Here is a 20,038-nt window from a genome sequence, read left to right on the forward strand (position 1 = left end):
ATGGCAGAGGAAAGAAAAAATTCCGTAGGGTTAAGAACATTACTTAAAACAGTTGTAGACAACAAAGCAAGCGGACTCCATTTAAGGGGAAACTCACTTGCCTACCTGCGCATGAATACGCAAATTATTAAAATTGACGACAGTTTTCTTTCCAACGACGACGTGCACAAAATAGCTTTTGCCTGTATGAACGACAGGGAAAAAAAGCTTTTTGAAGATAACGGCACGGTAGACTTTTCCGTAGACGCTAAAGAGCACGGCAGGTTCCGTTTTAACGTATACCGCCAAAGCGGTAAAATTTGTATAGCCGCCCGCCACATTCCGCTTAAAATACCTACATTTGCAGAACTTAATTTGCCTGTGGACGCGCTTGAAAAGGTGGCAGAAAACAGACGCGGGCTTATTATTGTTAACGGTATGACAGGGTCCGGTAAAAGCAGCACGCTGGCCGCCATGCTTGGTTATATTAACAGAACAATACGCGGGCACATTTTAACTATTGAAGACCCCGTGGAATTTTTGCACCCCGAGGAACGCTGCATAGTCAGCCAGTTGGCTTTGGGCGTGGACACACATTCTTACACCGCCGCTTTAAGGTCCTCAATGCGTGAAGACCCGGACGTTATTATGATAGGCGAAATGCGCGACTCTGAGGTTATCCGCGCCGCTATTATGGCGGCAGAAACAGGCCACTTGGTGCTTACCACCGTGCACACTATTGACGCGGTGCAAACGCTTAACAGACTTATTGAAGCTTTCCCGCATGAACAGCAGGGCCAGGTAAAACTGCAGCTGGCCGAACTTGTTAAAGGCATAGTGTCGCAGCGTCTCATGCCCGGCACAAAGGGCGGCATGGTGCCCGCCGTTGAGGTTATGGTAGACACGCCGCAAATTAAAAAACTTATTGCCGAGGGCAGAATAGGCGACATTCAAAAGAATATTGCCGCCGGCGATTACTACGGCATGCAAACCTTTGACCAGTCGCTCTTACAACTTTACAGAGACGGTAAAATTGAAATGGAAACAGCGCTTGCTTACTCCACCAGCCCGGACGGCCTTATGCTTGCCATTAAGGGTATTTCAGAGGATAAAAAAGGTTTATAATGCGTAAAAAAGGCATGCTTATAGCTATTGACGGTACGGCGGGAACGGGTAAAAGTTCCGCCGGCAAACTGGTTGCCGAAAAATTGGGCTACAGTTTTTTAAGCACGGGCGAGATGTACCGCGCGCTTGGTTATAAAACTTTACAGCTTGGCGTTGATATGACGGATGACGCCGCGGTAACTGAAATTGCTAAAAAAATGAAATTTACCTTTGAACGCCAGCCCGACGCCAGCCTTAAAATGTTTGTAGACGGTGAGTATCTTGGCGCCAAACTTCATGAGGAAGCCACGGGCCAGGCCGCAAGCAAAACCTCCGCCTTAAAAAACGCCCGCGCCGTGCTTACTGAAAAGCAGCGTGAAGTTGGCCGTGAGGGCGGCGTGGTAATGGAAGGGCGCGACATAGGCACGGTAGTTTTCCCGGACGCTGAGGTTAAGTTTTACATAGACGCAAGCGCGCGCGAGCGCGCCAACCGCCGTTATAAACAACTGACGGACAGGGGCGAAAGCGCCGATTTTAACGCTATTTTAAAAGGCATAGAAGAGCGCGACCATAGGGACAGTTCCCGCGCGGTAGCGCCGCTTAAAGCCGCGGCGGACGCGGTAGTACTTGATACATCAGACATGAACCTGCAGCAAGTTACGGCTAAACTGCTTGAAATAATTGCTGAGAGAAAAAATAATTTATAAAGGTGTAGCCACATGCTTCTTAATTTGATAAAATTTACTTTTAGATGGTTCCTTAAAATATTTTACAACGCAAAAGCCGAAGGGCTGGAAAATATACCTAAGACGGGCCGTCTGATAATAGTGTGCAACCATTTGTCTAACGTAGACCCGCCGCTTTTAGGCGGTTTTGCGGGGCTGGTAAGAGACTCACGCTATATAATAAAAAAGAGTTTAATGAATTTGCCGGTGCTGGGCCGTTTATTTAAAAGATACGGCTTTATCCCGGTAGAGCGTGCGGCAGGCAGGGATATGGGCGCTTTTAAAGCTATTATAGCCGCCCTTAATAAAGAAGAAAGCATAGTTATGTTCCCCGAGGGCACCAGGTCCAAAACAGGCAAGCCGGGCAAGGCAAAAGCGGGTGTAAGCTTTGTAGCGCACAAAACAAACGCGCCGGTGCTTTTATGCAGGGTGTTTAACACATTCGGTTTCCCGTGGGTAAGAAATTTACGTGTAGTATACTCACACACAATAAAATTTGAAGAAGTACAGGGCGTAGACCTGAAAGAGCAGTACCAGCAGTTTGCGGACAAAATAATGTCCGAGATTTACAAAATTAAATAAATTTAGAAAGTTAAATACACGGAGGATTACGCATTTTGTTTAAAGCAAAGTGCAAGAGCTATTATGACCAACGCAGAAGAAAAGAAAATTGATACGACGCAAGAAGCATGCGGGTGCGACATGCCCGAAACGCAGGTGCAGGAACAAGAAATGACGATGGACCAGCTTTTTGCCGAGCAGGAAGACTTACTTAACAAGCTTAACAAAAGGGAAATAGTGCAGGTAACCGTAGTACAGGTTGGACAGGATAGCGTTTTAGTTGATACCGGGGACAAAAAAGAAGGTTATATTCCTCTGTCAGATTTTGACGGCCGCACCGCGCCCCAAGCGGGCGACAAAGTGCCGGCAGTTTTAGTTAAAAAAGGCACGGACGAAAGACACGCCGTACTTTCACACAAAAAAGCCCAGGAAGCAATGGGCTGGGACATATGCAAAAAAGCTTATGATAATAAAGAACGTGTGCGCGGCACAATATTGCAGTGTGTAAAAGGCGGCTATATTGTAGACGTTTTTGGCGTTAACGGTTTTATGCCGTTATCACTGTCCGAGCTTCACACAGCCTACAAACATTATTTACCCGTAGGCGCCAAAGTTAAAGCCGTTATAGTTGAATTTGTAAAAGAAAAGAGCAAGCTTATCATCTCCCGCAAACAGGTATTGGAAGAAGATGAAGGCGTAAGAAGAGAATCTGTACTCGGCACTATTAAAGAAGGCGACGTTTTAAGAGTAGTAGTAGCCAAGGCCGACAAGGACAGACTTTTCCTCCGCTTCCACGGTATTGAAGGCGTGGTAAATTTAGATAACGTAGCCTGGCAGGACGCGGAAAAAATGATAACCTCATTTCGCCGCGGGCAGCGTCTTAAAGCAAAGTTACTTAAAATTGATAAAGAAACCGGCAAGCTTGAGTTTGGCCTTAAACAGCTTTTCTTAAACCCGGCCGACGCGCTTAGACGCAAATACCCTTACAAGAGCACAGCCAAAGGTAAAATTGTGGCTATATCTGAAGACCGTGTTGAAGTTGTGCTTGGTAAGAACAACACCAAGGGTTATATTAACCAGTTTGAAATGGGCAGAGACTTTGACGGTAAGGTTGACGATGTTATCAGCGTAATGGTAATAGGCATAAACCCCGACGACTGCTCTGTTAACCTCTCGGTTAAAAAGTACGACCAGGTACAGAACAAAAAGTTTGTCGCCCAGTACATGAAGCAAGCGCCCAGGCCGACACTTGGCCAGCTGCTGCAGGATTCACTTAACGAATCTGAAGAAAAATAACTTCTAACAAATAAGTAAAGTTTAAAGCGGGACCTTTATTAAAGGCCCCGCTTTTTGTATCTGTTGAAAACCCGCGCTTGCCGGGGGATATTTATTTGTTGGAGAGAACAAGCGTCACTCCGCAGTCGTAAGCCCGTGGAGGTTCACGCAGAAGTAAATATAATTTCTCCCCTTTGCCAGAGGGGGGACATTGCGAGAGAGAGATTGCCATAAATGTCTTAAAAATTCCTTACCCGTTAATTTTTGTATGGGCGGAGCTTGTCTCCGCCCTCTATTAGCTAACAACGGGCGGACACAAGGTCCGCCCCTACAACTGCGTATATAATTAGTACGCTACTACCTTGCCGGGGTAACGGCGTTTGCCTTTGTGTCTGGTGATTTGGCAAATTAAATATAAAAAAGTAAAACTAACTAAAAATATTTTTATTTAAATTTTGCACTGTAGGGGCGTGCTTTAAAAATTAAAATAGAAATATTGTCTGTGACAGCGGGCGCGTTTGTTGGGTTTGCCGTCGTAGAAAAAGAAAATTTGTACATGTCTTTTAAAGGGGGTAAAAAAGATATTAAATTAATATTGCTAAGTCAAGATTTTTGTGGGCCTATACGTTAATAAAATGCTTGCATTCGGGCGACAAAAGTTTCTACAATAAATATGTAGTCTTAATCTAGAGTAAGGAGAATGATGATGAGAAAATTATTAGGCTTAGCACTTGCATTAGCCTTATTAGTACCCGCTGCTAGCGCCGATATACTTAAAAACGTAAAATCTTACGGTGAAGTACAAGTAATCGGTTCAATTAGCGACAGAATGCTTGATGATAGTGTTACCCCTGCTGGTAGACATGATCAATATAGCAATACAAATGTCAGAGTTATTTATGGTATTAATTTTGACCTTGCGGAAGACGTTAAAGCAAACCTCACCTTAGCATATTATAATGCATGGGGTGCAGATGATGTAGATGGTAAAGTTATAAGCAATAATACAGATACAGGTTATTTGAACGAAATTAAAATAATGGAAGCTAACGTAGTTCTTAAAAACCTTTTCTGCTGCTTAGAAGCTAAAGTCGGCCGTCAGTTCTATGGTGATGAAGACAGTGCTATCATCTATATTGGCCCTAACCACTATGTTTCAGAAAGAGCCCAGGATACATTATCCTCCATTGACGCAGTCGTCCTTTCACATGCCGGCGAAATGCTCTCATGGGATTTTGTATATGGTAAAATCGCTGATACAGGCGCTTATGATGATTCCGATACATCTTTATTAGGTTTAGACCTTAAATATAATGTAGCAGAAAACATCAAAGTTCAGGGCTATTTCTACAATCTTAGAGATGGTGCTGATGTGATTCCTGCCGCTGGCGAACATAGATACACAAGCATCTATGGTGCTAAAGGTACATTAGGTCTTGATATGGTAACATTATCAGCTGAATATGCCAGAAACATTGTTGGCGAACCTGATGATGGCGCTTTTGACCATGACAAAGGCAGCTTACTCAAAATAGATGCCAAACTCGACCTTGGTGCTTTTACACCTAGAGCGACAATAGTTCGCGGTGAAAACTTCCAATCATTTGGTAATTATAGACCCGGTATAATCAAAGGCCAGGCTTTTGATGGTGATTTCTATTTTGAAAATAATTTCATCGGTAACCTCGGCGTAGACATGAAATTTGCTGAAATGGACAAATTCACATTCTCCGTTGACGGTTTTATCTTTAAAGAAAGAAACCTTAAAGGCAGCGCGGATTACGAAGCTGACCTTTGGGTAAAATATGCCATGAACAAAAACGTTGAACTCCACGCTGCTGTCGGTGGATATCACGAACATGCACGCGATAATACATACAAAGCTCAGACAGGTATGTTAATCAGATTCTAATTTTAGCTAACGCTTAAATTAAAAACCCCGTTCGAAAGGACGGGGTTTTTTATTTTAACCAATTAACACGGCCGTCCGGTTGGGCGGCCTTTTTCCCCGCCTAACAGCGGGGGTTTTTGTATGCTTTTGAAACCCACCCGCTAGGCAGGTGGTTCCGCTTATGTTCCACCGATGAACAAAAAGTGTGTTGGCAATAAGAAAATAAAATAGTTCTGATAATATAGGAGCTTTTTTTGTGAAACCCTCGCCCCACTGGGGGAGAGGGTAGGGTGAGGGGGAAGTTGTAGTAAAGCTAAAGTGAATATGCAGCTTAATCGGTTGTATAAATGTCCATTCCCCCTCACCTGCTTTGCCGCCGCCGCTACGCGCCATAACAACGCGGCAAAACTTCCTCCCCCCGGGAGGGGGAGGATAAGAAGTCTTGTTTGTAAAATAAAAGGGCACTAATACGGGGCAGCTGTTTGATAAACCGTAATTTTTATGGAGTAAAAATACTTTTATACTACAAAAAAAGCGGCCCCTTTAATAAGGGGCCGCTTAAAGCTGCGTATAAAAACTACAATAAACTATTTCTTTTCAATCACGCCATTCTCTTCCAACATTTCTTTGGCATTATTAAAAACTTCGTCCACCGTTATGTCATTCATACATTTAAAATGACCAAGAGGGCACTTTTTGCCGCCGTGCAGCGCACAGGGGCGGCACTGCAGCCCTTTTACCTCTATAACCCTGTGGCCTTTGCCGTAGGGGAAAAAGCCCAGCTCTTTAGTTGTAGGGCCAAATATGGCCAGCGTAGGCACCGCGAAAGCGGTTGCTATGTGCATGGGGCCGGAGTCATTGGTAACAAACAGTTTAAAGCGGCGCATTATAGACATAAGGTCAGTCAAACTTGTTTTGCCCGCCAGGTTAGCGGCGTCGCCGCCGGCGCTGTGGCGTATTCTCTCGCCAAGTTCCCCGTCCTTACCACCGCCTACTATAACGGCTGTTACGCCAAGCTCATTTTGTAAACGGGCTATAAGCTGCGTATATTTTTCCTCAGGCCAGCATTTTGTGGGCCAGGCGGAACCTGGGTGCACGCCAACCAATGTTTTACCGTTAAGGTGGTAGTCTTCCATCAGGCGTTCAACATTTTCGTCAGGCGTGGGTATGCCTTTAAGGTTAAGTTCTTCGGCCTGAAAGTTTTCTTTTACAATGCCGTGCAGCAGGTTAAGGTTGCGCTCAGCGTCGTGTATCATCCATGAGAACGGCACAGTTTTTGTGTAGAAGAACCAGCCCTCGCTTGATGAGAATCCTATACGTATAGGCACCTTGCTCAGCCACGCTATTAACGCGCTTCTAAAGCTTCTGTGCGGTACCAAAAGAATGTCTATACCACTTTCTTTTATTTCTTTAGCGGTTTTAAATACGCCTGTTATTTTGCTAAGGCCCTTTTTGCTGTTTAAAATAATCTCAGATACTTCGGGCATGTGCTCAAAAATAGATTTTGTCTCGGGTCTTGTTATAACAACTATTTTTGCGTCCGGGAACATCTTTGCCGTTTTGGTTACCAGCGGTGTTGTAAGCACGGTGTCGCCGATGAAAGAAGTTTGGAATATACCAATCTTTCTGACTTTTTTACCTTCAGGCGCGGCGGCGTTTTTATAGGCCCAGTCGCCCAGCTGCGGTTCTTTATAAATTATCGGCACGTCCCACGCTTTAAGCGCGTCTAAATATTTTTCAAGAGTGTGTTTTTCCAGCGCGGGGCTTTGTTTGCGGTATTTTACAAACATGCGGCGCTCAACGGAGTTTTTATTGTATTTAACTTTATTAGGTATGCCTGAAAGCGCGCTTATAATCATGCTTCTGGAGTTTGAGTGCAGGTCAAGTAAATGTGTAAAACCTCTTTTTTTAATTTCATGCACCGTTTCCATATTGGTTTTTTTAAGGGTAATAATCTCGTCTATGTCAGGGTGGCCGGCAAGCACGTCGGCAAATTGCTTTTTAACAAGCAGCGTTATGTGTGAGTTAGGCCACTTTGCCTTAAGGTTTTTGTATACCGGTGAGGAGAGCACAATGTCCCCCAGTGAGGATAGCCGTATTACTAATATTCTTGGGTACGCGCCGTCTTTAATTGTTTCTTTCATGGTTTGTTATTAACTCCATTATTTTTACGGTTGCCCCTTGAAAAGAACGCGCGGTCACGGCGGCTGCAGCCGACATTGAGGCCAAAACGTCCTTATTCTTAGACAACCTTATAATCACTTCTGCAAAATTTTCTTTACTCACACTTTCGCCGCCTTTATTTTCCAACAAAGCGGCCGCAGTATCAGGCGTATTGTAAACGTAAGGGCCAAACACAACGGGCTTGGCAAGTATAGCGGGCTCCAGCAAATTATGGCCGCCTTTTTTAGCTATAGTGCCGCCCACAAAGGCAATGTCCGCCCCGGCGTAAAAAGATGTCAGCCAGCCCATGGCGTCGGCCAAAATTATTTCAGGGTCACGCACGCCGGTGTCGTGGCTTAAAAGGTTAAATTCGATGCTGTTTTTTGTTAAAGATTCCGTTATAGCGGACTTTCTTTCTAAGTGTCTGGGCGCAATAACTATGCGTATGTTTTCTTTATAGAGCGCGGGCGCGGCGGACATAATAAGCGCCTCTTCCTCAATATGCGTGCTGCCGCATACAAGTATTGTTTTGCCGTCCCAGCCAAATTTGGTAAAAAGTTCTTTTACCTCGCGCGTTCTTGGGGGATTGGTTTTAAGGCTGTCATATTTTACATTGCCGGGGGCAAAAGCAATTTCAGGGCGCAGGCCCAGGCCGATGTAACGCTCTTTAATCTCCTCACTCTGTAAAGCGGCAAAGGAAACATTTTTAAGAAGCATGCTAAAAAGCGAGTAAACATACTTATACTTTTTGGCGCTTCTGGCTGACATGCGGCCGTTAATTACATATACGGGCACGCCGTTGTTAACGCATGCCATAATGTTGTTGGGCCAAAGTTCGCCCTCTACAATCATCATTCTGTGCGGTTTAACAAGGCGTACAAACTTGCGTGTTAGAGGGTAAAAATCAAAGGGTATTAAAAGGGCGTTGTCCACGTGCGGGTTTTTGTAAGCCGCCGTGCGTCCTGCCCAGGTGTTTGTGGTAATTAAGATAGGTTTATTGTATAAATCTTTAAGCTGGGGTATAAGGCCCTGCATAGAGTTAACCTCACCAACGCTGGCGCAGTGTATCCAAATAGGGTTTTGCAAGAGTTCGGTATACGGGTAGAGTACAAAGCGTTCTCTTAGTTCTTCTCTCAGTTTTTTAAGCAAACCGCGCCTTGGTGAGATGAAAAAATATACCAGCACCAGTAAGGCGCCAAAAGGGGAAAGACAATTGAGGATAAAAAGTAAAAAGTGTCCCATATATGAATATTATATAAAAATAATAGTCACTACTGCTATGGGATTGTGCGGTGGTTTGGGGGTTCTTATTATAAATTATACGTAATAAAGTATTTTTTTGAAAAATGGAAATATTAATAATATAATATAACAGTACATACTATAATCTTTTAGGAGAAATAATGAAAAAAGGTTTTACACTGATAGAGTTATTGGTTGTTGTGCTTATCATCGGCATTCTTGCCGCGATTGCTTTACCGCAATATACAAAAGCGGTGGAGAAATCCCGCGCCGCCCAGGCTGTAATAACAGTAAGGGCGTTAGCTGAAGCGGTAGAGTTTTACTATATGGAACATAACGAATATCCTACGAGCATTGATGATATCTACCTTGACCAGGCACAGTCTAAGTATTTTACTTACTATATCTGGGGGGGGAAACCCAACCGTTATTAAAAAAGACGGCAAAGACAGTTATTCATTGTTTTATATAAGAAAATATTCTGATACACTTCCCAATTATGAACATAGAGGTAAATTTTGCTGTGACGCTAAAGAAGGGTATGAATATATCTGTCTTTCTCTGCCCGGCGTACAAAAGAGGGTGTTTTGCAAGACGCCGATGCGGGGTTCACACGCTTTTGGTACAATTAATAATATTTAAGTTTTATAAAAAATACCCCCGCTTTAAGGCGGGGGTATTTTTATTTTATTTTTAAAACTTGCCGCTGCTGCCAAAGCGGCCTTCGCCGCGTTTGGTTTGGCTTAGGTCCGCCGCTTCTTCAAAATCCGGGTAAAGCGTGGGGAGTACAACAAGCTGGGCTACTTTTTGCCCGGCTTCAAAAGTAAAATCCTTGTCGTTAAGGTTATAGAGACAAATTAAAACTTCGCCCCTGTACGGGTGGTCTATAAGACCCGCCATAACTTTAATGCCTTTTGACTCTACCGAACTTTTGCCCCATACTATACCCGAGGTATTTTCAGGCAGTTCTATGGCTATGCCGGTGCGTACGCTGGTAATACTTTTTGCGGGCAGCACGGTACGCTCAAGCGCGAACATGTCCGCGCCGGAGTCTGTGGCGTGCGCGCGGTGCGGCAATTTGGCGTTAGGGTCAAGTTTTTTTACTTTAATAGTGTTCATGTTATTTATCCTTAAAAATTGAAAGTATGCCTTTTTTATTTGGTTTTGCTTCTTTTTTAGTTTTAACGTTAATTTCAAATATGCCTACAAGTACGCCGTCTTTATTTACCACGGGCAGTTCCGGCAAAAAATTATCCGCCATAATTTGCAGCGCGTTGGCTTCTGTTTCCGCCGGTTTAACGGCGGGAAACTGCGCCTGCATTACTGAGCCCGCCATAGCGTCCGGTTGGAAAAACACCAGCTCAAGCGTGCGTATAACACCGCCAAGGCGGCCTGATTTGTCTAAAATATAAATTTGCGCGGGTATTTTTTTACGCGGAAGGTTTTTAAATTTGGTTACAATATCTTCTACTTTAACGTCTGTTTTAAAGGTAAAAAAATCACCGCGCATAACGGTGCCCACGCTGCCGGGGGGGTAGGCCAAAGCGGCTTTAAGCTCCGCTTTAAAAGACTGCGGCAAAGTGGATTCTATTTTAGTTTTATGATGCGCGGGCAGCGCTTCTAAAACCTGCGCCGCAAAGTTAATATTAAAGCTTGACGTTACATACGCCGCCTGTTTAACAGGCAGTCTGCGCAGCAGTACGGCGGTTCTTGCGGGCGTCATATTAGACAAAAGTAAAACTATATACTCGGCCTTAAGGCCCGCCACATATTGCAAAGCTTCATGCGTGGAAAGCGATTCAAAAAACCTTGCCGCCGCCTGCGGGGCCGCTGCAATAAATTTTTCCGCCATGTTTATGGAAATCTGGCTGTTTGGCTGTATGTACATATATTCATTATATTAATTTTACCCCGCTTTGTTTTTCTGTTGCGCGGGAGGTTAATATTTATTACATTGAAGTTAGGCTCTTAGGGGGAACTATGTTTTTTGATAAACCATTTCACGAACTTACTTTTGACGACGTAGTAAAATTTTGCGAACTTAACATGCCTGAGGGTAAACAGCTTGATTACAAATATTTTTTGCCAAAAAATAATGAGAAGTTTGCAAAAACTATAGCCTCATTTGCTAACGCGCTGGGCGGCACGGTTATAGTGGGTGTAAAAGATGATAAGAACGACCGCCCCACCCCGCCGTTTACGGGCATACCCTTTCAATATAAAATACGCAATAAAATAGAAGATATTATACAAACCTACATTGACCCTATAGTATTTGTTGATATTAATGTCTGCGGTAATGACCAGGGGCAAATGTTTGTTGTTGTCAATATACCGCAAAGCAACCTTACGCCGCACCTGGTTGGCAAAATGAAACGCGCGTATATACGCACGGGCCAAAGTTCCAGGCCTGAAATTTTGGTGCATCCGGACAAACTGCCCTGGCTGCTTAACCACCGTAAAAAATCAGAAAGTCTGCGGCATATTTTGTTGGATAAAGCGGACAGGCATTTTGACAATTATTTAAAATCCAAAAATATGCGCATAGACGCGCAGAAGGCCGTAATGTCGCTTTCTCTGATACCGCTTTACCCCGACGAAGTTTTGATAGAATACCCTCAGCTGCGCCCTATTATAGACGGCATGTTCCCCGGCAGCGAGATTAAAACCGTGCAGGACGGTATAACAAAGCTGGGCGCCGCCAGCACCGATATGCTGGAGCTTAACTCCTACGGGCTTGTCTACTGCAAAACCGTGCTGGCTGATGAGGACGGGCACATGAGTTTTGCCAACCTTGCTTCAACCGTACAATATTTTTTTGACACGGCGGTAAGGTTTCATAAAAAAATATATTTTGGCGGGCCGCTTAACTTCCGTTTTACCATAACAAACGCGCGCGGCGTTACAGTGGAGTATGATACCAAAAGCACAACCGTGCTGGAAGATTTTATAAGAACGGATAACATTTATAATATATCTGAAATTGAGGCAAACCAAAATTTTGTAACCACGCAAATACTGTCAGAAGCGGCCTGGGCGCTGGGCTTTGAACTTAGCCCGGGGGAGATAAAAGACATTCTGTGAACTTAAATCTCAGACGTAAAAAGACAAGACTCTCTTAAAATTATAAAATATAAGTGTGGAATTTTAACTTATTTTTACAAAAATTCCAATATAGTATTTTTTTTAGAGGTATAAATGTCTACACTTAATAACAGAGGTTTTTGCAAAATTGTCGCAACTTTAGGCCCCAACACAAGTTCAGAAGAAATGATTGACAGGTTGGTGTTTTCCGGAGTATCCGTTTTCCGTTTTAACTGTTCGCACGGTTCACTTGAAGAGTATCAGCAGAGAATCGCGGGTATACGCGCGGCGGAGAAAAAATACTCCCGCTCAATAGGTATTTTATTTGACTTGCAGGGCCCCAAACTGCGTGTGGGCAAATTTAAAAACCCCGAGGGTATCATATTAAAAGAGGGGGACACTTTTACTCTTGATACTTCAGAAGAACTTGGCGATCAAAACAGAGTCGGCCTGCAGCATCCTGAAATTTTTAAAGTAATGAAACCCGGCCACGAGCTGCTGCTTAACGACGGTATTATTAAACTTCATATAGATTCCTGCACACCTGATTCTTTACACACTACAGTAGTTTCCGGCGGGCCGCTGTCTGACCGTAAGGGCGTTAACGTGCCCGGCGTGCAGCTGCCTATTTCCGCTTTAACGGAAAAAGACCGTAAAGACCTTGTGATGGCGGAAGAGCTGGGCGCGGACTTTATAGCTTTATCCTTTGTGCAAAACCCCGAGGACATTAAACTTGCCAGAAGCCTTATGAAATCACAGGCCGGCATTGTGGCTAAAATTGAAAAGCCCAGCGCCGTGGAGCACCTTAACGAAATTATAGAGCTTTCGGACGTAGTTATGGTTGCCCGTGGTGACCTTGGCGTTGAAATGAATACGGAAAAAGTGCCCGTAATACAAAAACGCATTGTAGCCGCCTGCAGAGAAGTAGGCAAACCGGTTATAGTGGCAACACAGATGTTAGAATCTATGATAAACAACGTAACCCCCACAAGGGCGGAAGCGTCAGACGTAGCCACCGCAGTTTACGACGGGGCCGACGCTGTTATGTTATCGGCCGAGACCGCCAACGGCAAGCACCCTGTTGAGGCAGTGTCTACCATGCGCCGCATTATTACCACTGTTGAGCAGGACTCCAGGTTTAAAGAAGTTATGGCCGCCACAACGCATGAAAAAGTGTGCAGCACAGACGCGGCCATTATTTCCGCCGCCAGCATGTCAGCCAAAGTTATGTCAACGGCTAACCTGATTATTAACTTTACAGACTCCGGCTCTACGACTATGAAGACAGCGCAGCAGCGCCCGTGTGTTTCCATACTTTCGCTTACCCCTTATAAAAACACGGCCAGAAAAATGGCGCTGGTGTGGGGCGTAACGTCTGTAAGAGTTAAAAACTTAGAAACGTTTGACGATATTTTAAGAGAGGCGCGTGCCGCCGCTTTAACCCATAACATGGCTAAAGAAGGCGACAAAGCTGTTATAACCGCGGGTATTCCGTTTGGACACTCCGGCGATACAAACCTGCTTTATATTGCAACCATATAAAATAGAATCAGTTTAAATAAAAACGTCCTCTTTCAATTGAAAGAGGACGTTTTTTTGTATAATATTTGAACAGTTTTTTGAGAGAATTTTATGAGAAAGGGTTTTACATTAATAGAATTACTGGTTGTAGTTTTAATTATAGGCATACTTGCCGCTATCTCCTTACCGCAGTACCAAAAAGCGGTAACCAAATCACGCTTTGCCGAGGCCATGCTTATGGTGCGAAGTATTTCTGACGCCCAAGACCGTTATTATATGGCCATGGGCGAATATGCGCCGACAATGAACGACCTTGATATTGAGATGCCCTCAAACTGCGCTATCAGCACAGTGGCTACAAAATCTTTTGCCAGATGTAAAAAGATAACGTACAGCATATTTACAATTTCCAACCAGGCCATGGCACAGCCTAACGCAGGCGAAGAATATGAGGGGCTTACACTAACCAAAACGCCGGACACCGCCTTATACTGTTATTACTATACCAGTAACGCAAACGGAGAGAAACTTCAGGCTATGTGCAAAGCGCTGGGTTTTAATACTTGTAAAGTTGGCGGTGCTTTGATGAACTGCCGCGCTTAAATTTATATAAAAATCCCCTGCCATTTGGCGGGGGATTTTTTGTTTTAAATTGTTTTTAAGAAACCAGTTGTTCAGCTTTTAATGTGGCCGCGTTAAGTTCCTGTTCCAGTTCCAGCTTAACCTTGGCAATGTCGGATTCTTCATTTACAAAAATCATTTTGCCGTATACCAGGGCGCATTTGCCAAAGGGGAGGGGGATTCTCATTTTATCCCAAGAGCCTACCGTAAACTTATTGCTAAGCCCGGCACCCACAGGTACTATGGGCAGGCCTGTTTTTTTAGCCAAATATATTACGCCGTTTTTGGCTTTATAAATAGGACCGCGCGGGCCGTCGGGCGTAATCATAGGGTGGTAACCCGCCTGGGAAATATCCATAAGCATTCTAAGCGCGTTTGAACCGCCTTTACTGGTGGAACCGCGCACCGCTTTCATACCAAATTTGGGCAGCACTCGCGCTATAAACTCGCCGTCTTTGCTAAGACTGATTAAAGCGCAAACCTTTTTCCCTCTGTAGGGGTACAACAAAAAAGCTTGCTGGTTATGCCAGACGGCGTAAATGTAATTTTTGCCGCTGTTGTGCCAGTCTTCAAATTCAGGGGATTTGTAAAACTTGGTTCTGGTTGTCCACCCAAGAAAAACACTTACAAGGTAAATAAGATTAGAAACAATAACATACTTAAAAGAGCGGTGAGGACTCTTAAGCGATGTCTTGTTGGTGCGTACCCGTCTTAATAAAATTTTTTTCTCTTTAGGTTCGTTCATTTCTTTTTTCTCTTGCGCTTTTGCCACGGGACTAAAAACGCCAGCGTTGCCTTGGGTTCTATTTGGCCGTTGTCACATGATACATTAATTTTGGCTGTATTTAACGCCTCAAATATAACGGGGGTGGCTTTGTCCGCCATTTCACGTTCTATACGGTAGGCTTCCTGCAAAAATTTAGGTTCCGTTGTATATGAAAATACCGGGGAATATAAAACTTCTATACCCGTGGTTTCAAATTCTTCTTTCTCGGCTTGTTCTTTAATAAGGTCCGCGGTAAACTGTACCGCGCCTTTTAAAAATTCGAACAGTATAATATTGGCCGCTGTCTGCAGGTCCGCGTTACCGTCAAACTCTTTTACTTTATCTTCTATTTCACGGCCTAAGGTTACCACGCAGGCGGAAAACATTTCGTCATGTTTTATGCCTATATTTTCAAGTTCAAGCGAGCGTTCTTCAAAAAGTTTATATACAACCCCCGGGTTGAGAGTGGCGTATAAACTGACAATAAATTTGTCTAGTTCAAACTCATCAGCAATGCCGGCCGCCTTAAGGTCCAACTTGGACCTTAAGATGCGGCCTGCAATGCTTTTACGTCTTAAAGATATTTTGAACTTTTTAATCTTGTTCATTAGTGTCTTCTGTTTCTTTTGTTTTGTTTTTTTGCTTCAGTGTGGGTTACTTTTTCTGTTTTAACGTTTTCCACTAAGTGGGAAGCGTCCTCAACATTTTTTACCCATTCATATACAAGCATAGAAGCTACCGCTATTGTGGAATATGTGCCCACCACAATACCGATAATCATAATAAGCGCGAAGTTTCTAAGCACTTCGCCGCCAAAGAAGTATATTATAACTACCGCTACAAACACTGTAGAGCCTGTGATAACCGTTCTGGAAAGCGTTTCGTTAATACTTCTGTTAATAAGCGTGTAAAGGTCAAGCTTAGGGTTATTTTTAATGTTTTCTCTCATGCGGTCAAAAATAACAATGTTATCGTTAATAGAATAACCTATAGCCGTAAGCAAGGCCGCCACAATAATAAGGTCCACCTCTTTATACATAACGGCGAAAACACCCACCATAATTATGGCGTCGTGCACCAGCGCCAGTACGCCTGAGGAGCCCCAAACTATATTTTGGAAGCGGAACGCTATGTAAATAACCATAAACACCAGCGACAGTACTAATGCCAGCACGGCGTTTTTAGCAAGATCTTTACCAACTGTAGGACCCACGAAGTCTACGGATTCTACCGTAAAGTCTAAGCCCGCGGCTTTGAGTGAGGACTCAATATTGCTTGAAACCTCGTTCACGTTTTCCTGTGAGCCTTTTACTTTAACAGCGTAAAGGTTTTTACCTACGTAGGACTGTATTTCGGGGTTGATTTTATCAAGCGCGTTTCTGACTTGGTCGATTGTTGTGGGCTGGTTAAACTGCACTTGCAGCATGGTGCCGCCCTTAAAATCGATACCCAGGTTAAGCCCGCGCACCGCTACAGCTATAATAGAGGCAATTATACAAACCGCCGCAATACCCAAAAACACTTTTCTGTATTTCAGGAAGTCAATATTAGTCTTAGGTACTAAATTCATCATAAACTAATCTCCTTCGGGTTAGAGGTAAGGAGTAAGTCATAAATAGCTCTGGTGACAAACACTGAGGTAAATATACCTACTACAAGACCGAGGGTGAGTGTAACGGCAAAGCCTTTTACCGGCCCTGAGCCGAACTGGAATAAGAAGATAGCTACTATCCATGTGGTAAAGTTGGAGTCAAAAATAGCGCTCCACGCTTTATCATAACCCAGTGAAATTATTTCGTCGAGCGCCCTGCCCGCCAGCTTTTCTTCACGCATACGCTCTAAAATAAGAACGTTGGCGTCAATGGCCATGGCCAGTGACAGTATGATACCCGCGATACCGGGCAGCGTGAGCGTGGCTGAGAAATATGACATTAAAGCAAGCAGGAAAACCAGGTTAAGCAGTAATGCTATGTCTGATATAAAACCGCCCGCTTTGTAGTAAATAAGCATGAATGCCAAAATAATGGCTAACGCTATAGCGGAGGCTCTAACACCGTCTCTTATAGAGTCTTCGCCCAGACTGGGGCCTATTACACGTTTTTCAATAATTTTAACGGGTGCTGGTAAAGCGCCTGCGCGTAAGGTAATGGCGAGCCTTTTGGCTTCGTCCATAGTAAACCTGCCTGAAATGCGGCCGTCTTTTGTAATTCTGCTTTGTATTGTGGGGGCTGACTGAACGGTGTTGTCTAACACAATGGCAAGCTGTTTGCCTATGTTAGCGCCTGTAAGCGCGCCGAATTTTTTGCTGCCTTCCGTTGAAAAGCTGAAAGCTACTTCAGGCATGCCATATTCACCGGCGGCGTTAACTCTGGCGTCTTCTAAATCTGCACCTGTTACTTTAACTTCTTTCTCAAGTATAGAGTAACCGCCGTCTTTGTTTTTAAGAATGATAGCGTCTGACGGTAAGAGTTTGGCGATGGAGGGTATTAAATTGCCCTCTTCGTCCCACGGGTTGTCGGCTTCTTCAAGCGCGGTAACAGCCTTATCAATACCTGTTGTGGATGTTCTTACTATTCTAAACTCCAACATAGCGGTTTTGCCTATTAAGGCCTCAGCCTGTTCGGGGTTGGCTATACCGGGGAGTTGTACGGATATCCACTTTTCGCCCTGTCTTGTGATGGGGGTTTCGGCCACGCCGTATTGGTCAATGCGGTTTCTTATAATTTCAATCGCTCTTGCCATGGCGTCGTTGATATTCTCTTTGTCGGCCAGTTTGCTTACATCTAATTCTAACAGTAAGCTGCTGCCGCCCCTTAAGTCTAAACCTAAGTTAAGAATGTGTTTGGGCCTGTCGCCGGATGCTTCAAGCCTGTTGCGTTCGTCGTTTGTCTTGCTGTACCATTCGTAGCACGGGTAAAGCAAGTAAGCTGATCCAAATAAAGCTATAAGTATTATGGACCATTTTACCAGTATTTTGTTAGGCATTAACAATGCTCCTTATTTACCAAGAACTCTGACTATGCCGCTTTTGAGCACTGTCATCTTGTTGTTTTCTGAGATTTTAATTTCGACCATATCGTCTTTAAAGCCGGCAACCGTACCTACTATGCCGCCCATAATGACAACTTTGTCGTCTTTTTTCAAATTGTCCAAAGTTTGTTTCATGGCTTCGGCGCGTTTTTTCTCGCCGCGGCCTGAAAATATTACAAACACGAGTATGGCTATGGCAAAGAACATTAACATCATGTTCATGCCCGAGCCCGCTGCTGCGTTTTCCATATTTACAACCTCCTAAAATATTTAACTTATATAAATATTATCAAAGAAATTTTAACATATTAGGGCGTGTTTTACTTTAAAAAAGTATTAACCAGCGCCGTAATATCATTTTTCTTAGCCGTCTGCATGGGTGTGATAACCGTGCCGTTGGCGTCTTTGATAACAATGTAGTCCTCTTTAACGTCAAATAATGTCCTGTCCGCGTTATCAAACAAACTTTTGCCAAACATACCGCGCGGTTTATTAAAACCCGTCAGCTCAAGTATAGTCGGCCCCAAGTCTGTTTGCGAGGCGTAGGAATTTTGCGTTAAAGGGGTTGTGATAAGACTCTTGGAAACAAAAATAACAGGCAGGAAGTCAAACTCTTCTTTATAAGGTTTGACAAGTTTGCTAAAGCTTATTGTGTTGTAGAACGGGTGGTCCCCGGTTATGATAAGCAGTGTTTTATCGTCTAAAATATTTTCTTTTTCAAGGCGTTCTATAAATAAACCCAGGTCATAATCATACATCCAAAACGCGCGTGCCATATTGCGTTCATTGTAATAGGCTTGCTTTGGCGCGGGGGGGTATGTTTGGCCTAAGTATTTTTCCCTGCCGGTAGGCACGTGCGTGTCCACGGTAAGGATATTTAAGAAAAGTTTTTTGTTTTTGTTCTCTTTAAGATAATCAATAGCGAAGTCAAAAAGCTTACGGTCCGTCAAGCCCCACCAGGCTACAGAGTCTTTGTACTGCGGCAGTTTGGCAAAGTATCTGGCGCCGTAAATTTGCTCAAAACCCGCTTTTTGAAAGTGGACGTGCTCGTCCATATATTCTTCATCCGCTCCGCGTATAAAAGCGGTTGCGTAGCCGTTGTCTTTAAGTTGTTTTACAAATGAAAGAGGATAGTTGTTTTCATAACTTAGTTTTGCGTTTGGGTGGCCTGTAAATATGGCGGTTAGGCCGTATAAAGTGGAAAGCGCGCCCGGGCGCAGCATTGTGTGCGGGTATTTGGCGGCTAAAGCGTCTAAAGTGGGGGAAGCGTCTTCTGGTAAATTGGGGTTAAAAGCGCGTATAAACTTGTTGGACATGGCTTCCGTAGTTAACAGTATCACACGGTCAAATTTTGGGGTGTTATGTGTGGCGGCCGTATCAGTAAAAAGACTATATTTCTCAGCCAAAAGTTCCGTTTGCGGCGTAAGCGCGGTAAGCATGGTTTGTTGCGGGGCCAACGCGCCCTTTATTATATAAACAGGCGATACGGGCAGCATGTGTTTGACAAAAAACGCTTGTGATGCTGGCAATATATTATAAAAAGGTATGAATGTAAAAGGTATAAGTATGGCTGTTTTTACAAGCTTGTCCAAGGCTTGCGGTTTGGAAATATTTTTCATCCAGCGTTGAATGGGTACTATAGAGTAAGCGGCTATAAAAAATAAGTATGTCATTACACGCCAGTCGCTCATAAAATTATATTCGCCGCCCTCAAGCGTTTGCATATATTTTACGCCAAAGCGTTCTTTAAAATACATAAGCAGCGTAACATCGGCCGACAGCACAACTATATAACATAAAAACAGCAAACTGTACGCCCACTTATTACGCAGGCCAAAAAAATGAAGAAGGTAAAGGAAGAATGCTAAAAATAAAAACTCAACGGCAAACTTTTGCAGGCCGCCTATTATAACCGCGCCCGCGGTAAAACTTTCCAGCTGGTAAAGGCCGTATAGTATAAGCACAACGCCGGGGATAGAGAGTACAAATAAAAGTTTAAAATCAGATTTTAAAGAGTGGTAAAAGTCTTCTAATATAAGCCGTACTATTTTCATGCCGTCCTCTTACTTAATAAAA

General features: G+C 43.8%; 19 protein-coding genes. 9 read left to right on the top strand and 10 right to left on the bottom strand.

Features of this window, described 5'->3' with window-relative positions; translation table 11 throughout:
• The 5 genes from AAIR98_RS04665 to AAIR98_RS04685 all read left to right on the top strand — a co-directional run bounded on the left by AAIR98_RS04665 (position 1) and on the right by AAIR98_RS04685 (position 5,556).
• Positions 1-1,104, top strand: coding sequence for a type IV pilus twitching motility protein PilT (locus AAIR98_RS04665; RefSeq protein WP_423971038.1), 1,104 nt, complete (start codon positions 1-3; stop codon positions 1,102-1,104).
• On the top strand, positions 1,104-1,790 hold the full coding sequence (cmk, locus tag AAIR98_RS04670) for a (d)CMP kinase (RefSeq protein ID WP_423971039.1): 687 nt from the start codon (positions 1,104-1,106) through the stop codon (positions 1,788-1,790). Before AAIR98_RS04665 ends, cmk begins: the two co-directional genes overlap by 1 nt.
• A gap of 12 nt (positions 1,791-1,802) precedes the next feature.
• Entirely contained in the window at positions 1,803-2,390 is a 588-nt protein-coding gene (locus AAIR98_RS04675; RefSeq protein WP_423971040.1) for a lysophospholipid acyltransferase family protein, read from the top strand.
• 63 nt (positions 2,391-2,453) lie between these two features.
• The gene (locus AAIR98_RS04680; protein WP_423971041.1) at positions 2,454-3,665 is read left to right on the top strand and encodes a S1 RNA-binding domain-containing protein; all 1,212 of its coding nucleotides are present in this window, start codon (positions 2,454-2,456) and stop codon (positions 3,663-3,665) included.
• A 685-nt stretch (positions 3,666-4,350) separates the two neighbouring features.
• On the top strand, positions 4,351-5,556 hold the full coding sequence (locus tag AAIR98_RS04685; protein WP_423971042.1) for a hypothetical protein: 1,206 nt from the start codon (positions 4,351-4,353) through the stop codon (positions 5,554-5,556).
• Between the two features lie 566 nt (positions 5,557-6,122).
• On the opposite strand, the gene waaF is transcribed toward AAIR98_RS04685, so the two are convergent.
• Positions 6,123-7,679, bottom strand: coding sequence for a lipopolysaccharide heptosyltransferase II (gene waaF, locus AAIR98_RS04690; protein ID WP_423971043.1), 1,557 nt, complete (start codon positions 7,677-7,679; stop codon positions 6,123-6,125).
• Positions 7,663-8,940, bottom strand: a complete 1,278-nt coding sequence (locus tag AAIR98_RS04695; protein ID WP_423971044.1) for a 3-deoxy-D-manno-octulosonic acid transferase — start codon at positions 8,938-8,940, stop codon at positions 7,663-7,665. The genes waaF and AAIR98_RS04695 overlap by 17 nt, the downstream gene beginning before the upstream one ends.
• Positions 8,941-9,101: 161 nt before the next feature.
• On the opposite strand from AAIR98_RS04695, the gene AAIR98_RS04700 reads away from it, so the two are divergent.
• On the top strand, positions 9,102-9,374 hold the full coding sequence (locus AAIR98_RS04700; RefSeq protein ID WP_423971045.1) for a type IV pilin protein: 273 nt from the start codon (positions 9,102-9,104) through the stop codon (positions 9,372-9,374).
• A 259-nt stretch (positions 9,375-9,633) separates the two neighbouring features.
• Here AAIR98_RS04700 and dut read toward each other — a convergent pair whose 3' ends face one another.
• Positions 9,634-10,059, bottom strand: coding sequence for a dUTP diphosphatase (dut, locus tag AAIR98_RS04705; protein WP_423971046.1), 426 nt, complete (start codon positions 10,057-10,059; stop codon positions 9,634-9,636).
• A 1-nt stretch (position 10,060) separates the two neighbouring features.
• Complete coding sequence (locus AAIR98_RS04710) at positions 10,061-10,828, bottom strand: magnesium transporter MgtE N-terminal domain-containing protein (RefSeq protein ID WP_423971047.1); 768 nt, start codon at positions 10,826-10,828, stop codon at positions 10,061-10,063.
• Between the two features lie 92 nt (positions 10,829-10,920).
• Between AAIR98_RS04710 and AAIR98_RS04715 the strand changes: the two genes are divergently transcribed.
• The 3 genes from AAIR98_RS04715 to AAIR98_RS04725 all read left to right on the top strand — a co-directional run bounded on the left by AAIR98_RS04715 (position 10,921) and on the right by AAIR98_RS04725 (position 14,148).
• Positions 10,921-12,024: an AlbA family DNA-binding domain-containing protein gene (locus AAIR98_RS04715; protein ID WP_423971048.1), complete on the top strand. Its 1,104-nt coding sequence runs from the start codon at positions 10,921-10,923 to the stop codon at positions 12,022-12,024.
• A gap of 114 nt (positions 12,025-12,138) precedes the next feature.
• Positions 12,139-13,566 carry a pyruvate kinase gene (gene pyk, locus AAIR98_RS04720; RefSeq protein WP_423971049.1) on the top strand — a complete coding sequence of 476 codons (1,428 nt, stop codon included), beginning with the start codon at positions 12,139-12,141 and terminating at the stop codon, positions 13,564-13,566.
• Between the two features lie 90 nt (positions 13,567-13,656).
• Positions 13,657-14,148, top strand: a complete 492-nt coding sequence (locus AAIR98_RS04725) for a type IV pilin protein (RefSeq protein WP_423971050.1) — start codon at positions 13,657-13,659, stop codon at positions 14,146-14,148.
• A 55-nt stretch (positions 14,149-14,203) separates the two neighbouring features.
• Here the strand turns inward: AAIR98_RS04725 and AAIR98_RS04730 are convergent, their stop codons facing one another.
• The 6 genes from AAIR98_RS04730 to AAIR98_RS04755 form a co-directional block, all read right to left on the bottom strand.
• Positions 14,204-14,911, bottom strand: coding sequence for a lysophospholipid acyltransferase family protein (locus AAIR98_RS04730; RefSeq protein WP_423971051.1), 708 nt, complete (start codon positions 14,909-14,911; stop codon positions 14,204-14,206).
• Positions 14,908-15,540, bottom strand: coding sequence for a hypothetical protein (locus tag AAIR98_RS04735; protein WP_423971052.1), 633 nt, complete (start codon positions 15,538-15,540; stop codon positions 14,908-14,910). The genes AAIR98_RS04730 and AAIR98_RS04735 overlap by 4 nt, the downstream gene beginning before the upstream one ends.
• A complete protein-coding gene (gene secF / locus AAIR98_RS04740; RefSeq protein WP_423971053.1) occupies positions 15,540-16,505 on the bottom strand; it encodes a protein translocase subunit SecF in 966 nt (321 codons plus the stop codon). Before secF ends, AAIR98_RS04735 begins: the two co-directional genes overlap by 1 nt.
• Positions 16,502-17,917 (bottom strand): protein translocase subunit SecD, encoded by a 1,416-nt coding sequence (secD, locus tag AAIR98_RS04745; RefSeq protein WP_423971054.1) that lies wholly within the window; start codon positions 17,915-17,917, stop codon positions 16,502-16,504. The genes secF and secD overlap by 4 nt, the downstream gene beginning before the upstream one ends.
• Positions 17,918-17,929: 12 nt before the next feature.
• Positions 17,930-18,211 carry a preprotein translocase subunit YajC gene (gene yajC / locus AAIR98_RS04750; protein ID WP_423971055.1) on the bottom strand — a complete coding sequence of 94 codons (282 nt, stop codon included), beginning with the start codon at positions 18,209-18,211 and terminating at the stop codon, positions 17,930-17,932.
• 71 nt (positions 18,212-18,282) lie between these two features.
• On the bottom strand, positions 18,283-20,016 hold the full coding sequence (locus AAIR98_RS04755; RefSeq protein ID WP_423971056.1) for an LTA synthase family protein: 1,734 nt from the start codon (positions 20,014-20,016) through the stop codon (positions 18,283-18,285).
• Positions 20,017-20,038: the final 22 nt, after the last annotated feature.

The organism is Elusimicrobium simillimum (assembly GCF_049639735.1).
Lineage (GTDB): Bacteria > Elusimicrobiota > Elusimicrobia > Elusimicrobiales > Elusimicrobiaceae > Elusimicrobium > Elusimicrobium simillimum.